This is a genomic window from Streptococcus sp. 596553 (assembly GCF_900411395.1).
Taxonomy (GTDB): Bacteria; Bacillota; Bacilli; order Lactobacillales; family Streptococcaceae; genus Streptococcus; species Streptococcus mitis_BA.
This window is the reverse complement of record NZ_OXCQ01000004.1, coordinates 57948-73678: the sequence shown is the minus strand read 5'-3', so window position 1 is coordinate 73678 and position 15731 is coordinate 57948. Positions and strand designations below refer to the sequence as shown.

General features: G+C 43.3%; 14 protein-coding genes and 1 riboswitch. Of the genes, 3 read left to right on the top strand and 11 right to left on the bottom strand.

Features of this window, described 5'->3' with window-relative positions; all coding sequences use genetic code 11:
* Nucleotides 1-19 precede the first annotated feature (19 nt).
* A riboswitch (glycine riboswitch) is annotated at nucleotides 20-108 on the bottom strand.
* A 163-nt stretch (nucleotides 109-271) separates the two neighbouring features.
* The 3 genes from DSY56_RS05610 to zapA form a co-directional block, all read right to left on the bottom strand.
* On the bottom strand, nucleotides 272-2608 hold the full coding sequence (locus tag DSY56_RS05610) for an endonuclease MutS2 (protein WP_112444380.1): 2337 nt from the start codon (nucleotides 2606-2608) through the stop codon (nucleotides 272-274).
* 217 nt (nucleotides 2609-2825) lie between these two features.
* Nucleotides 2826-3374 carry a CvpA family protein gene (locus tag DSY56_RS05605; RefSeq protein WP_112444378.1) on the bottom strand — a complete coding sequence of 183 codons (549 nt, stop codon included), beginning with the start codon at nucleotides 3372-3374 and terminating at the stop codon, nucleotides 2826-2828.
* A complete protein-coding gene (gene zapA / locus DSY56_RS05600) occupies nucleotides 3371-3673 on the bottom strand; it encodes a cell division protein ZapA (protein WP_000002019.1) in 303 nt (100 codons plus the stop codon). The genes DSY56_RS05605 and zapA overlap by 4 nt, the downstream gene beginning before the upstream one ends.
* Nucleotides 3674-3759: 86 nt before the next feature.
* On the opposite strand from zapA, the gene rnhC reads away from it, so the two are divergent.
* From rnhC to recD2, 3 genes are all read left to right on the top strand, one after another.
* A complete protein-coding gene (gene rnhC / locus DSY56_RS05595; RefSeq protein ID WP_112444376.1) occupies nucleotides 3760-4641 on the top strand; it encodes a ribonuclease HIII in 882 nt (293 codons plus the stop codon).
* Nucleotides 4642-4644: 3 nt separating this feature from the next.
* Nucleotides 4645-5259 carry a signal peptidase I gene (gene lepB, locus DSY56_RS05590; protein ID WP_001083986.1) on the top strand — a complete coding sequence of 205 codons (615 nt, stop codon included), beginning with the start codon at nucleotides 4645-4647 and terminating at the stop codon, nucleotides 5257-5259.
* 234 nt (nucleotides 5260-5493) lie between these two features.
* Nucleotides 5494-7860 (top strand): SF1B family DNA helicase RecD2, encoded by a 2367-nt coding sequence (recD2, locus tag DSY56_RS05580; RefSeq protein WP_112444374.1) that lies wholly within the window; start codon nucleotides 5494-5496, stop codon nucleotides 7858-7860.
* A gap of 47 nt (nucleotides 7861-7907) precedes the next feature.
* On the opposite strand, the gene tig is transcribed toward recD2, so the two are convergent.
* The 8 genes from tig to mvk form a co-directional block, all read right to left on the bottom strand.
* Nucleotides 7908-9191: a trigger factor gene (gene tig / locus DSY56_RS05575; RefSeq protein ID WP_112444372.1), complete on the bottom strand. Its 1284-nt coding sequence runs from the start codon at nucleotides 9189-9191 to the stop codon at nucleotides 7908-7910.
* A 301-nt stretch (nucleotides 9192-9492) separates the two neighbouring features.
* Nucleotides 9493-10125 (bottom strand): response regulator, encoded by a 633-nt coding sequence (locus DSY56_RS05570; RefSeq protein WP_112444370.1) that lies wholly within the window; start codon nucleotides 10123-10125, stop codon nucleotides 9493-9495.
* 13 nt (nucleotides 10126-10138) lie between these two features.
* Entirely contained in the window at nucleotides 10139-11134 is a 996-nt protein-coding gene (locus DSY56_RS05565; RefSeq protein WP_112444368.1) for a sensor histidine kinase, read from the bottom strand.
* Nucleotides 11131-11829: a cell wall-active antibiotics response protein LiaF gene (gene liaF / locus DSY56_RS05560; RefSeq protein ID WP_084929911.1), complete on the bottom strand. Its 699-nt coding sequence runs from the start codon at nucleotides 11827-11829 to the stop codon at nucleotides 11131-11133. Before liaF ends, DSY56_RS05565 begins: the two co-directional genes overlap by 4 nt.
* 76 nt (nucleotides 11830-11905) lie before the next feature.
* The gene (gene fni, locus DSY56_RS05555) at nucleotides 11906-12916 is read right to left on the bottom strand and encodes a type 2 isopentenyl-diphosphate Delta-isomerase (RefSeq protein ID WP_050141812.1); all 1011 of its coding nucleotides are present in this window, start codon (nucleotides 12914-12916) and stop codon (nucleotides 11906-11908) included.
* Nucleotides 12900-13907: a phosphomevalonate kinase gene (locus DSY56_RS05550; protein WP_112444366.1), complete on the bottom strand. Its 1008-nt coding sequence runs from the start codon at nucleotides 13905-13907 to the stop codon at nucleotides 12900-12902. The genes fni and DSY56_RS05550 overlap by 17 nt, the downstream gene beginning before the upstream one ends.
* Nucleotides 13894-14847 carry a diphosphomevalonate decarboxylase gene (gene mvaD / locus DSY56_RS05545; RefSeq protein ID WP_112444364.1) on the bottom strand — a complete coding sequence of 318 codons (954 nt, stop codon included), beginning with the start codon at nucleotides 14845-14847 and terminating at the stop codon, nucleotides 13894-13896. The genes DSY56_RS05550 and mvaD overlap by 14 nt, the downstream gene beginning before the upstream one ends.
* Entirely contained in the window at nucleotides 14829-15707 is an 879-nt protein-coding gene (gene mvk / locus DSY56_RS05540) for a mevalonate kinase (RefSeq protein WP_112444362.1), read from the bottom strand. Before mvk ends, mvaD begins: the two co-directional genes overlap by 19 nt.
* Between the last annotated feature and the right edge of the window lie 24 nt (nucleotides 15708-15731).

Sequence of the window (15731 nt, the reverse complement as noted above, 5' to 3'; positions counted from 1 at the left end):
TAAATGCTAAAAAGCGGTCTATCCTAGCTCTGTCCTTTTACCTGAGAGTTTGAGCAGTTGCCTGCCTTGCCCCTTCGGTGCCTTTACGGTCTCTCCAGAGTTCCGTCCATTTACAGTCATGGAAAATCAAACGATTTACCACTTCTATTAAACTTCATTCGGTGTTGGTATTTAATTGATTCTTATTTTACAAAAAATGTTGGCTTTTGTCAATGTGTTTATTAGTAAAACTTAATTCAACAGTTTTTACTGTATAAAGCTCAGAATACTTCTATCCTTTAAAAGTGACAATAGTCGCGCCACTGCCTCCAGCATTTTGTGGGGCATAGCCGAAACTCTTGACATGTTTGTTTCTTTGTAGATATTTGGTGACACCTTCACGGATAACACCTGTTCCGATACCATGGATGATATCTACTTGAGCCATATTATTAAGCAAAGCTTGGTCTATAAAGGCATCTAGCTCATTCATGGCTTCTTCATAGCGCTTGCCTCGAAGGTCCAGTCTAGCTTGAGGTCCTCGCCCAGAAGTTCGTTTCACAACATTGACCTGTTTCTTCTTGACTGGTTTTTCTTGCTGAGCTTGAACAAGGTCAAACTCTTTCTCTTCCAAGGTCATCTTGATCAAGCCAACTTGGGCTTCCCAGCGGCCGTCCTTGAGTTGACTAGTCAAGGTACCACGCTGACCGTAACTGAGAACCACGATATCATCTCCCACCTGTGGAGCTCGTTTTTTCTTGGCCTTTTGAAGAACCTTGTTTTTGGACAAGTCTACTTTTTCAGGAGCCAATTTTTTCAGCTTGGCCTTGGCTTCAATGATTTCGTGGGGTTTAAGTTGAGATTTGCTGTGGAGATTTTTGAGAATCTGGTCACTCTCACTTAGAGCCATGTCCACAATCTCAGCAGCCTGTTCACGCGCCTTATTAAGCTCGGTTTCCTTTTCACGATTGAGCTCGTTGTAAAGTTTTTTTAAAGCACGGTTCATCTTGAGATTTTCTTGCTCCACCTCACGGATATTGTCCAAGCGTTTACGACTTTCTAGCGTCTGCTCTTCCAGTTGCTCAATAATCCGGTTGACATCATTGTCCTGATCAACCTGCTGACTGGCATCCCCTACAATAACTTCAGATAGGCCTAGACGTTTGGCAATTTCAAAGGCATTGCTTCGGCCAGGCACACCCTGCATAAAGCGATAGGTCGGGCGTAGAGTTGCAGTATCAAACTCCATGCTGGCATTTTGCACAAAGGCTGTCTCAATACCGTAGGCCTTGAGTTCTGGATAGTGGGTCGTCGCCATAGTCTTGACTTGACGCAGGCGAAGATCCTCCAGAATAGCCATGGCAAGAGCGGCTCCCTCTTGGGGATCTGTACCAGCCCCCAACTCATCCAAGAGCAAGAGCGAATGCTGGTTGACCTTGCCAAGAATATCCACAATATTGGTCATGTGGCTAGAGAAGGTAGACAAGCTCTGTTCAATAGACTGCTCATCGCCAATATCAGCAAAGATTTCTTCAAAAATACCAACACGACTTCCCTTGTCTGCTAAAATCGGTAAACCTGACTGGGCCATAACCTGTGTCAAACCCAGAGTTTTGAGCATGATGGTCTTACCACCAGTATTAGGACCTGTGATAACAATGGCTGTTAAATCTTGACCAAAATGGACATCATTTGCGACGGCATTTTTGACCAAAGGGTGACATACATGGAGCAGTTGAATTTCCTGATTTTCTGACAGCTGAGGAACGACTGCTTGCCTTTCTTGGATAAATCGAACCTTGGCACGAATCAAGTCCAGATGACCGATAATCCAAGCGTCATTAGCAATCTCAGCCGCATGAGGGCGAACACGCTCAGAAATTTCTTGGAGAATTCGAAGCATTTCATAACGCTCATCTGCTCGCAGACTAGCGATTTCTTCGCTCAGTTTGACCACCTCACGGGGTTCGATATAGACGGTGTTTCCGCTGGCAGAAATATCATGGACGACACCTGCAATCTTATTACGGTAAGTGTTTTTGACAGGTAGAACCTGACGGCCATTTCTGCTGGCAACAATCCCTTCTGTCAACATCTGCGCTTTTTGCTTGAGCAGATCCTGTAAAACATCGCGTACCTGACTCTCGCTATCATGGATTTTTCGACGGATGCGCGCCAATTCTTCACTGGCGAAATTTTCAATGAAACCTGCATCATTAAAGGCTTGTAGATTTCCTTGTAAATGCGGAAAATCGTGTAATTTTTCAAACCAAAGAGCTAATTCTTCCAAGCTGACATTTTCCAGATTAGCATAAAAACTTTGCAGTTCTCGGCTGGCAAGAAGCACGCGTTTCAAGAGGAGGAACTCCTCGATATTGAGGTCTGCTCCCATCTCCAACCGCTTGCAGACTCCTGCAATTTCCTTAGTTGCGAGAATAGTGAAATGCGGTTGCTCAACAAAAAGAGCCTGCATTTCCTTCATCTCAGCAAAAGCCTGTTTAATTTTATCTGCTTTGGCAGTCGGAGTCAGCTGTCTCAATTGCTCCAAGCCCTGCTCGGTCAACAAATGGGGTTCAAACAAGGCCTTGACCTTATTGAACTCTAATGTTTCTAATATTTTCTTATTCATCTTTATTTCCTTGTCTTTGAATATCTAGGTGTATGAAACTCAATAAAAATCAAAAAGCAAACTAGGAAGCTAGCCACAGGTTGCTCAAAACAGTGTTTTGAGGTTGCAGATGGAAGCTGACGTGGTTTGAAGAGATTTTCGAAGAGTATTAGCTTTTTACATTCTGATAGATTCTAGTCAATCTGTAAACAAAGGGCTAGGAAAATTCCTGCCCTTTTTATCCGATTAAATTTGTCACCCAGATTTGTTTGAGCCAACTGGTTGTTACTGGTATGCTCTGGATGATGTGTTTTGCGACGATACTCTTTTCAAGAGGATTTTGTATAGCTGCCATGGGGATGGTCGCTAAGATTGTCAAGGCCATTTGCAAGACAAATAAGGTCACCAACATGGACAAGATACCTGCTGAAATTTGGAACAACTTACCACCCAGTTTTTTACTAGGAAGTAAGTGCAAAAGGAGACCAAGTAAACGACCGATGCTATAGACAATCCCAAATACAAGCAAGTAGCCGATCCCTGCGTAAAAGACCTTATCCAACTGAAAGAGTTGATCCGATGGGAAGAAAAAAGTTCCCTGACCTTCCTGCGGATTTGCATAAGGAAGTAATAAATGGAACTGCTCTCCCAGCCCCTTGTAAAACTGGCCAGCCATAAAAGCCGATGCCATGGCTGAAATCAGGTAATAAACCTGTAAGAGCAGGCCTCTCCGATAGCCGATATAAAATCCCCAAGCCAAGACCAATAGAAGAAGGAGTGAAATCATAAGGAATCCTCAATCTTGCTCTGTTCTTGCTTACAAGTTACAAGCTTGTGACGGAGTTCTTCTAGCTCTTGCTCCTTATCGTCAAATTCAATCTCACGGCTGAGTTGAGTTGACAAACAGTTGACTGCCAACAAAAGAGCGATTGTTTCATCATCTGCGCTAGGCATTTGTTCTTTAATTGCTTGGTATTTTTCTGTCGCAACCTTGGCGATTTCCTCCATAAAGAGATTATCATGCTCGCTTGTCAAGGTTAATGATTTTTTCCCGAATGTAAATTTGAATCGATTTAGATTTGCCATAAAATTCACCTCACGATATTATACCAAAATTCGCTAATTTTGTCAGTTTTTACAAATTTGCCTGCTTTTGTGGTACAATAGAAACCATGGCAAGTATAACACTCACACCAAGTGAAAAGGAGATTCAGGCTTTTCTTGAACACTATCAAACCAGTCTGGCTCCCAGTAAGAATCCCTATATCCGCTACTTTTTGAGACTGCCTCAAACAACGGCTTCTATCTATACTTCTGGAAAGGTCTTGCTTCAAGGTGAAGGGGCTGAGAAATACGCTCGTTTCTTTGGCTATCAAGTTGTAGAGGAAACCAGCGGACAAAATTTCCCTTTGATTGGGACAGATGAGGTGGGAAATGGTTCCTACTTTGGTGGGCTTGCAGTTGTGGCTTCCTTTGTCACACTAGACCAGCACGACTTCTTACGAAAACTCGGTGTGGGGGATTCTAAGACTCTGACCGACCAAAAGATTCGTCAGATTGCCCCTATCCTCAAAGAAAAAATCCAGCATCAGGCACTGCTTCTCTCACCAAGCAAGTACAACGAGGTCATCGGAGACCGCTACAATGCGGTTTCGGTTAAGGTTGCCCTCCATAATCAGGCTATCTATCTCCTCCTTCAAAAAGGTCTTCAGCCTGAGAAAATTGTGATTGATGCCTTTACCAGTGTTAAAAATTATGACAAGTACTTGGCACAAGAGTCCAATCGTTTCAGCAATCCTATTAGCCTAGAAGAAAAGGCTGAGGGCAAATACTTGGCTGTCGCAGTTTCTTCTATCATTGCGCGTGATCTCTTTCTAGAAAATCTTGAAAATCTTGGACGAGAACTGGGTTATCAACTTCCAAGTGGAGCTGGAACGGCTTCTGATAAGGTGGCTAGCCAGATTTTACAAGCCTATGGTATGCAGGGACTCAATTTCTGCGCCAAACTGCACTTTAAAAATACTGAAAAAGCGAAAAAACGCTTAGAAAGGTAAATTATGAATTCATTTAAAAATTTCCTAAAAGAGTGGGGATTGTTCCTCCTGATTCTGTCATTACTAGCTTTGAGCCGTATCTTTTTTTGGAGTAATGTCCGCGTAGAAGGACATTCCATGGATCCTACCCTAGCGGATGGCGAAATCCTCTTTGTCGTTAAGCACCTCCCTATTGACCGTTTTGATATCGTGGTTGCCCATGAGGAAGATGGCAATAAGGACATTGTCAAACGTGTCATCGGAATGCCTGGCGACACCATTCGTTACGAAAATGATAAACTTTACATCAATGACAAAGAGACAGATGAACCTTACCTAGCTGACTACATCAAACGTTTCAAGGATGACAAACTCCAAAGCACATACTCAGGCAAGGGATTTGAAGGAAATAAAGGAACTTTCTTTAGAAGTATTGCTCAAAAAGCTCAAGCCTTCACAGTTGATGTCAACTACAACACCAACTTTAGCTTTACTGTCCCAGAAGGAGAATACCTTCTCCTCGGAGACGACCGCTTGGTTTCGAGCGACAGCCGTCACGTAGGTACCTTCAAAGCAAAAGATATCACAGGGGAAGCTAAATTCCGCTTCTGGCCCATCACCCGTATCGGAACATTTTAAGAAACCTAAGAGGCCGAGAATCACCAATCTCAGCCTCTTCTTCTATCGTGAGAAGATGATTATTCACTACCCAGTTTGATTAAGATAGAAACAAAGTTATACTCAATGAAAATCAAAGAGCAAACTAGGAAGCTAGACGCAGGCTGTACTTGAGTACGGCAAGGCGAAGCTGACGTAGTTTGAATTTGATTTTCGAAGAGTATTAACTCTCACCTATTTATGCAAAGGAATCTTATGGAAGTTTATTTTTCAGGAACCATTGAACGGATTATTTTTGAAAATCCCAGCAATTTTTATCGTATCTTCCTCCTAGAAATCGACGATACAAACGCAGAGGATTTTGATGATTTTGAAATTATTGTCACCGGCACCATGGCTGATGTGATTGAGGGCGAAGACTACACTTTTTGGGGGCAAATTGTCCAGCACTCCAAGTATGGGGAACAACTGCAAATCAACCGTTATGAACGTGCAAAACCAACTAGCAAGGGCTTGGTCAAGTACTTTTCAAGTAGCCATTTCAAGGGAATTGGTCTCAAGACAGCTCAGAAAATAGTGGACACCTATGGCGACAATACCATTGACGAAATTTTGCAACACCCAGAAAAGTTAGAAGGCATCGCAGGACTATCTGCCAAAAATCGCGAGGCTTTCGTCTCCACTCTCCGTCTCAACTACGGAACGGAGATGGTTTTAGCCAAACTTGCCAACTACGGCATTCCCAATAAATTAGCCTTCCAAATTCAAGACTTTTACAAGGAAGAAACCCTTGATGTGGTTGAAAATTATCCCTACCAGTTAGTTGAGGATATAAAAGGATTGGGATTTACTATTGCTGACCAACTAGCTGAGGAACTAGGCATCGAAAGTCAGGCTCCTGAACGCTTCCGCGCCGGTCTAGTTCATAGTCTTTTTCAGGCCTGTATGGAAACAGGGGACACCTATGTTGAAGCACGAGATTTGCTGGAACAAACCCTTACTCTCCTTGAGTCTTCCCGTCCCGTGGAACTGGACCCCAGCCAAGTGGCCCAAGAACTCTCCTACCTGATCGAAGAAGACAAGGTTCAGCAGGTTGATACCAAGATTTTTGATAACAGTCTCTTTTTCGCTGAGGAAGGCATCCGCAGTCACCTGGTTCGTATCCTTGAAAAAGGAAAACAGAAGAGCCAGGATTTAGAAACCATTCAAAAACATATCACTACTATCGAGGAAGAGCTGGGAATTGAGTATGATAGCATTCAAAAACAAGCTATCTGTGATGCTATCCAGAACAAGGTCTTTATTCTGACAGGCGGCCCAGGTACTGGTAAGACAACGGTTATCAATGGTATCATCGCTGTTTATGCCCTTTTAGAAGGACTTGACCTCAGGAAAAAAAGCAATTTACCGATTCTTCTTGCTGCTCCAACTGGCCGAGCAGCTCGCCGCATGAATGAATTGACAGGCTTGCCTAGCGCGACCATACACCGTCACTTGGGAATGACAGGCGACGATGATACCAGTCATCTGGAAGATTATCTGGATGCCGACTTTATTATCGTGGATGAATTTTCCATGGTGGATACTTGGCTGGCCAATCAACTCTTCTCCAACATCTCTTCTAACAGTAAAATCCTCATCGTGGGCGACAGCGACCAGTTGCCTTCTGTCAGTCCTGGACAAGTTCTAGCAGATCTGCTTCATATTCCTTTGATTCCTCAGACTCGCTTGGAAAAAATTTACCGACAGAGTGAAGAATCAACTATCGTTACCCTAGCTAGTCAGATTCGACAGGGCATCTTGCCAGCTGATTTCACCCAGAAAAAAGCTGACCGTTCCTACTTTGAAATCGCTAGCGGCCATATTCCTGCTACCATTGAAAAGATCTTAGGTGCTGCCCTCAGAAGTGGTATTCCTGCCCGTGATATTCAGGTTCTGGCTCCCATGTACCGAGGGACTGCAGGGATTGATGCTATCAATCAGCTCATGCAAGACCTGCTCAACCCACCACAAAAAGATCAACTCAGTTTTGAAGCTCCCCAGTGCCACTATCGTAAGGGAGACAAGGTCATTCATTTGGTCAACGATGCTGAAATCAATGTCTTTAATGGAGATTTGGGAGCCATCACAGACCTGATTCCTGGTAAATACACAGAGTCGAAACAAGACGAAATTGTCATTGATTTTGATGGCAACGAGGTCTCTTACCCACGTAACGAATGGTACAAAATTCGCTTGGCCTATGCCATGAGTATCCATAAGTCCCAGGGAAGTGAGTTCCCTGTTGTCATCCTACCTATCACCAGCGCTAGTAGGCGTATGCTGGAGCGCAATCTCATCTATACAGCCATTACACGTGCCAAAAGCAAGCTTATCTTACTAGGCGAATTGCAGGCCTTCGACTATGCTACCCAGCACATCGGAACTGCCCGAAAAACCTATCTGATTGAACGCTTCGATGATCTATTGGAGAATGTTGAAGAAAAGCAACCAGCTGTCTCTGAAACTGCCACATCAAGTGCCTCTGAACAATCCTACATCCTAACCGAAGAAAACTGGGACAGCATCCCGGCCATGATTGGGATTACAGATGCAGACCTCAGAGAGATTTTTGGAAAATAGTGCATCAGAAAACCCACCTAGTCAGGTGGGATTTTTGTTTATTAAGATTATTTAACTGTTGCTGTGCTTGTGATCAATTCAACAGCTTTTTTGATTGTGATGTCGTGTTTCAACATATCAGCTGAAAGCAAGCTTTGTACTTGAGCAACTTCCATGTTGTAGTCTGCTGCCAATTGCTCAACTTCTTTTTGGATTTCTTCTTCTGAAGCGTCAAACCCTTCAGCTTTGGCAACTGCTTCGATAACAAGGTTAGTCTTAGTACGTGACTCAGCTTCTGCTTGGTATTGATTGTGAAGGTCTTCTTGAGTAGTTCCAGTGATTTGGAAGTACATGTCAGGGTTGATACCTTGACGTTGCAAGTTTCCAAGGAATTCATTTACTGAACGGTGAACTTCTTCGTGAATCATTTCTTCTGGAAGTTCTACGATTTCAGCGTTTTCTACAGCTTTATCAATTGCTGCACCTTCTACTGCATCTTTGTAAGCTTCTTCTTTAGCAGCAGCCAATTCCTTGCGGTATTTTTCTTTCAATTCAGCAAGTGTTTCAACTTCTTCGTCGATGTCTTTTGCAAGTTCATCGTCAAGAGCTGGGACTTCTTTAGCTTTTACTTCGTGGATAGTTGTTACGAATTTAGCTTCTTTACCTGCAAGGTCTTCTGCTTGGTAGTCTTCTGGGAATGTTACGATAACATCAACAGTTTCACCAGCTGAGTGACCTACCAATTGGTCTTCAAAACCAGGGATGAATTGACCTGAACCAAGTCCAAGTGAGAAGTTTTCACCTTTTCCGCCATCAAATTCAACACCATCGATAGAACCAACGAAGTCGATGACAACAGTGTCGCCGTTTTCAGCAGCAGCTTCCTTGATAACCAATTCAGCCAAGTTGTTGCGCTCACGTTCGATACGTTCTTCAACATCAGCGTCAGTTACTTCTTTTTCTACATCAACTGTTACTTCAAGGTTTTTGTAGTCACCCAATTTTACTTCAGGTTTTGTAACGACTTCAGCAGTGATAACCCAGTCTTGACCTTTTTCCATTGAAGTTACGTCAATTTTTGGTTGCGCAACGACTTCAAGACCAGCTTCTTTTACAGCTGCTTCATAAGCGTTTGGCAAAAGAGCGTTCATAACGTCTTGGTAAAGTGATTCTTCACCAAATTTCTTGTCGAAGATAGGGCGTGGAAGGTGACCTTTACGGAAACCTGGAACATTAAGAGATTTCTTCACTGAGTTGAAGACACGGTCCAATTCTGGTTTGATTTGGTCTTGAGAGATAGTGAAAGTCAAGACACCACGGTTTGTTTCTTTGTTTTCAAATGATACAGACATTCTGTCATTTCTCCTTAAAATTTTTTAAATACAGTCTATTATAACATAAATGGGCGACTTTTTTCAAGTAATGACTGCGCTTTTCAATGATGGTAGAACTACCGTAACTTCTCAAAGTAACTTCCATCATAGCGGAACTTAATCTGAAACGGATTTCCGCTGGTTTTTAGGATTTTTATCAAACTAACTTCCACTTGGATTAGCGGTGGAAGTTAGTTTGGGAATTTACCATGGTAGAACTACTTACTCGCTTCTTTGATACTAAATTAAGTCATTTCTCCGATATTATTTTATATAACTACTAAAACTCCTCACGCCCTACCAAACGATGCTGAAAGGCATAGACTGCCGCCTGGGTACGATCACTGACTTCAAGTTTGGCAAGGATATTGGACACATGGGTCTTGACCGTCTTGAGAGAGATAAAAAGTTCGTCTGCGATACGCTGATTTTCGTAGCCCTTGGCAATCAGTTGGAGAACATCTCGCTCACGCGCAGTCAAATCCTCATGTAGTTCCATGTGATTGCGGTGGTATTCAACCTTCTTGCTGACCTCTTGCTCAATGGCCAGCTCACCAGCAGCCACCTTACGGACGGCATGGAGAAGTTCGTCAGCACTAGAAGTCTTGAGCATATAGCCCCTAGCACCTGCATTTAAGACAGGCATGATTTTTTCATTGTCCAAGTAAGAAGTCACAATCAAAATCTTGGCTTCAGGCCATTCTTTGAGGATAGCCAAGGTCGCGTCAATTCCATTCATCTCAGGCATGACAATATCCATGACAATGACATCTGGACGCAGTTCCAAGGCCAAGTCAATTCCTTGAGACCCGTTGGACGCCTCGCCCACAACTTCTACATCATCTTGGAGGTCAAAGTAGCTTTTCAAGCCCAAGCGGACCATTTCATGGTCATCTACTAGTAAAATTTTCATCTTTACTCCTTTATCATTCCTTATCTAGCAGGGGAATACGAATATCAATTGCCATCCCTTGCTTGGGAGCTGTTAATAACTGAACCGTCCCTGCCATATCTTCAACCCGCTCCTTGATATTTCGCAGTCCATAACTCAAGTCGTCTAAACTCCCTAACTGAAAACCAATTCCATTGTCCACCACCTTCAGTTGCAATTCAACATCTGTCTGATAGAGATAGACATCTAAACAAGAGGCCTGGGCATGGCGAAGGGTATTGCTGATCAACTCTTGCAGGATACGGAAAATATGCTCCTCAATTTTCTTGGGCAATTTCGTTACATTATGCTTGAAACCAACCTTGAGATCACTCTTGTCCTCAAGCTCTTTTAAGAGGATTTGGATTCCCTCAACCAGATTCTTCTGCTCCAGCTCAACTGGTCGCAAATGCAAGAGCAAGACCCGCAAATCCTTCTGGGCTGTTTCTAAAATAGCTGTGACACTCTGCAACTGGGGCTGCATCTTTTCTCTATCCAATTTCAAAGCCTGCTGACTGATACCCGATAAAATCATGTGGGCCGCAAACAACTCCTGACTGACTGTATCGTGCAAATCCCGAGCAATTCGCTTCCGTTCCTTCTCGATGATTTCCTCTTCCTGAGCAAGGCTATGATTTTCAGCTTTTTGAAGAGCCTCTGTCAAAAGGTTAAGTTTACCTGACAAGGACTTGAAACTGGCATCCAAATCTGGATCTGCAACCTGAACCACTTCTTGCCCTGCCAATAAACGCTTGAGATTAGTCTGCATTTTTCTTAGAGAAAGCTCTTCGATACCTCTCCAAAACAGGGCTAAGAGACAGGTCATGGACATGCTGAATACCAACAACAAAAAGATAAATTTTTCTGTTTTTTCGACATCGTGCAGAAAGATAGACCAGTCAAAGTCAAGGATTTCCAGCAAGCTGTGGGACAGAAATAAGACAAACAGGAAGGAGGTGAGGACAATGATTACATAAGCTTGTTTTTTCATCCTCTGACCACCTCCACATCCCCAATCATAGTAGTCAAGAAAATCTTGACACTCTTGTTACTCTTGAGATAGTCTCTTGTTTCTTGATGATAGTGTTCATTGCGGAGGGCTCGCTTGGGCTGGTTGAAAAAAGTCAAATCACCATAGAGACAGTTAACGCTAAGGCTGACTTCCACATCTACAGGTACAATGATTTTGGTCGTTCCTACCATCTTTCTGAGGATAATGACATTGTCATGATTGGTTAGGATGACCCTCTCCAGATGAATAGTGTCCTTGCCCATGAGGCGAAAGAGATTGATATCATCAAACTGGCAAGTCTGGTAGCTTGAAAAATGATGGAGATTTCCAAACCAACGATTTTTCTCCTTCTTAACCGTTACCACCTCTTCAAAAACCAAATTGGTCTGCTCTTTTTCCTGGTTCATCATCGGATAAAGAAGAAAGAGGCTGTAGATGACCGCAACAAAAATAGCTAAAATCACAAAAGGATTGAGCATGACGATGAAAAAGAAAAGAATGGTTGCCACCACTAAAAGAAGATTATTGCCCTCTTTACCAGTGTAATAACGAATCAAAAGCAAAAAGAGGAATAAAATCAGCAGAAAACGCGAAAAATGCTCTGAAACCATCAAAATCAGAGCTCCTGTCAAAAGACAGGTTTCGATAAATAAAAAGATTTTAAATTTTCTCATAAGTTCATCCTCTGCTTTCTATTTTATCACAATTCAAAAAAGTCACCTCAGTCTAAAGATGGAAAAAAGGCGGTGGTTACGCCTTTTTCATCTGATCCTTTGCTTCTTTTAATTTTCCATAAAGAAGATAGTCTACTTTTTGCAGATCTGCTATGGTGGCACAATTAAGAGCACACATAATCAAGCGTAGATCTGCTTTCCAGCCTTGGACAATGCCAATCACTTCTTCGACTGTGTAGCTTTCAACCAATTCTAGAACTGTTCGAGACAGTCCTACAGCCTTAGCACCAAAGACCAAGCACTTAATCATATCCAGCGGATTCCGAACCCCTCCACTAACTAAGAGTTCGACCTTGTCTTTCCATTCTTGGGCATTGAGAAGGGCCTGCATGGTGGACTGGCCCCATTGATTAAGATAATCACGCTGACCACTGCGACGGTTTTCGATATAAGCAAAGCTGGTGCCACCACGACCTGATAGATCAACAGTTCGAACGCCTAGTTCATAGGCTCTTTCGATGGTCTTGGCATCCATTCCAAAGCCCACTTCCTTGAGGGCAATCGGAACAGGGATTTGCTTGCTATAGTCTGCTAGATTCGATTGCCAGCTTCTGAACTTCCTTTCTCCCTCAGGCATGAGTAATTCCTGCATGACATTGACATGCACTTGTAGGAGAAGAGGATTCATTTCTTCTACCGTCTGAAGTCCTAACTCGACAGGCTTGTCTAATCCAATATTGGTTCCAAGAAGGAGATTTGGATGACTAGACTTGACAGAAAAAGAGGCATCTGATGGATCTTTGAGAGCCGCACTATAAGAGCCTGTCACAAATAAAATACCACAGGCTTCCGCCACCTGAGCTAGTTTTTGATTGATTTCTTTACCTTTTTCACTCCCACCTGTCATGGCATTGATATAAAAAGGAAAAGCCCACTTTCGACCAGCGAACTCTGTCGACAGATTGACTTCATCCAGGTCGTAAAGAGGCAAGGAAGAATGAATCAACTCCACCTCATCAAAGCTATTATAGGAACTTTTCTGCTCAAGGGCATAGCGGATGTGCTCATCCTTACGATTTGTCGTCATGTCCTATCCTTTCTTGGTATAAAAGCTCAATCCCCAGATCGGCCCAACGGTTTTTTAGGGTTTCAGTTGATTGCTCATCAAAACTCAAGGCAATACCACAATCACCACCACCAGCGCCGCTACTCTTAGCAACAGCCTGCAAATCTTGACTGGCTTCTTTCAACTGTCTAAGCGAAGGCGTGTAAATATCTGTACTCAAACCTTCTAAAAGCTGACTGGCTGTTTCCACCTGCTCAATGATTTTTTCTGCATTCCCTTGCTCCAAGGCTTCTACCAAAGAAGCCACCGTTTCTTTTGAGGAACTTAAAAAATTCTGATTGATATTTTGCTTGATTTGCTGAACCATGTTACTAGACACAGCTACTTCCTTGGTCCATCCCACTAGGAAATCACATTCTAGGGCAGGTTTCACTTGTAAGATGGAAAAGCCCCACTCACGCTCCAAAACTGTCGTCAAGTTTTCTTCTTCCAACCAAGCAGCCACCTTCTGGCGATTAAATGACTGGTAGAGAACCAAATCCTCTGCTACAATACAGGCAAGGTCGCCCATGGAACCATTGTCTCCTCGCTTGAGCAAGACAGCACTAGCCAGCTTAAACAAGAGATCTTGATTAACCGAAAGATCATATAGAGCAAGCAGAGCCTTGATAACCAAGACAACGATGCTACCGCTAGAACCTAGACCAAACTTTTTCCCTTCTCGTTCCATTTTTCCACGAATTTCTAGAGAAAAAGGTCGCAAGGTTTGCCCACGATAAACAAGGAAATCTTCCACTAAAGCAATCGTTTCTTGAATCAAGCTATAGTCAGGATTTGGCGTCAAATCCACTGCGAAATCAAACATATCCGAATAGATACGATAACTATCTGAAAAAGCAATCTCGCCCTTCATATAGATGGAGATAGCCTTTATCAAGGCCAACTGCCCTGGCTCTAAAATAGCATATTCACCTGCCCAATAGAGCTTTCCGCAAGTTTTAACAGCAATCATCTTGGCTCAAATCCTTTGTTTTTGACACAATCAAGCGATAACGTTGACCGAAGATTTCTGATAAATGCTCCAAGTCTTTCTCCTGACAGAGGACCTTAACATTGGGACCAGCATCCATGGTAAAGTAGCAGGCCTCTCCTTGCTCACGAAGCTGGCGAACAAAGTCCATAGCCTCATAAGAGGCATCCGTCAGATAAGAAAAGGCTGGACTAGCAGTCTTTGTCGTAGCATGCATAGCCAGGGCATTTTTCTCCGTTAATTCTCCAATCTTGGCAAAATCATTTTCCTTGAGATAAATCAGCATATCCTGATAATCCTTCTCAGACTGACGAACCCAGTCGTCAAAAGTCGTCGAGGTTTCCACACAAAGTTTCATCCCGTCACGGCTAGAGATTGGTTTTTTCTTGTCCTCTAGCACCAACATAATCATAGCTAGTTTCAAGTCTGTCTCTACAGGGTAAATTTCTCCACTATCCTTATCCCAGGCTCCTAGTGGCCCATAAAAACTCCGAGAAGAAGAGCCTGAGGCAAACTTAGCCTCCTGTGCCAACTGGTTCCGAGTCAATCCAAGCTTGAAATAAGCATTGCAAGCCTTGACCAAGGCAGACAAACCACTAGAACTTGAGGACAAGCCCGCTGCCGTAGGCATATTGTTTTGAGTATCGATACGGACAAAGCCCTCACCAGCTGGACGGTAACGGTCAATAATCTTGCTCATCTTGGTATGCTCGGCCTCGTTTTGTAACTGACCGTTGATATAAAAAGCATCAGCTGTCGTATGGGCTGGTAGAGGTGACAAAGTCGTCTCTGTATACATATTTTCCAAAGTCAAAGAAATACTGCTAGTAGCAGGCACCATCTCTTTTTCTTTTTTCTTTCCCCAATATTTGATAATAGCAATATTTGCATAGGAACGTACTGTCACAGGCTCTCTATCCATGTCTGAACAGCTCCTTTCTCTTCTAATCTTTCTGCTAGTTCTTGTGCGTGTGTCAAATTGTCTGCCAAGGCTATGATACAGCCTCCAAGCCCACCACCACTCATTTTGGCACCCAGAGCACCGTTGCTCAGAGCCGTTTCAACCAAAGAGTCTGCCTCAGGGCTACTGACACCAATTTCTTTTAAATGTAAATGCGCTTGACTGAGGATTTGTCCCAGTCTTTCAGCATCTTTTCGTGAAATCGCATCCTCTGCCTGCTGGGTCAATTCTCCCAAGGCATACAAAAACGGTAGGGCATCCTTGCCCTTACTTTGAACCACTTGAATCGCTTCACGAGTGTGACCATAAACGCCCGTATCGGCAATCACCAAATAGACAGATAAATCCGTCTCAAGTTCTGTAAATCCTACATTCTTAATAAAGCGAATAGGCTGGCCACTGAGACAAGTCTTGGCATCCAAACCACTTGGATTCATATGGGCAATCATCTCAGCCCGATTGACCAAGATTTCTAGTACATCATGAGGTAGTTCTGCCTGATAGTAGTCAAATACCGCACGAATGGCCGCTATGCTAATAGCAGCTGACGAACCCATTCCCCGTTTTTCAGGGATAGCCGAGTCAATCTCACAGCGAATGCAGGCTTCTTTGATATCCAAATACTCAAGCGAAGCATAAACTGCCATGGACAAGGTATCCTCCTCATAGAGACGCCAAGGTCTCACTGCAGGAACTACCTTACAAGTCACCTCCACCTCCAAAAGAGGCAGGGAAATGGCAGGATAACCGTAAACGACAGCATGCTCCCCTATTAAAATTATCTTACTATGTGCCTGACCGACACCAACTTTTTTTGTCATATTTTCCTTTTATTAGACGAAAAA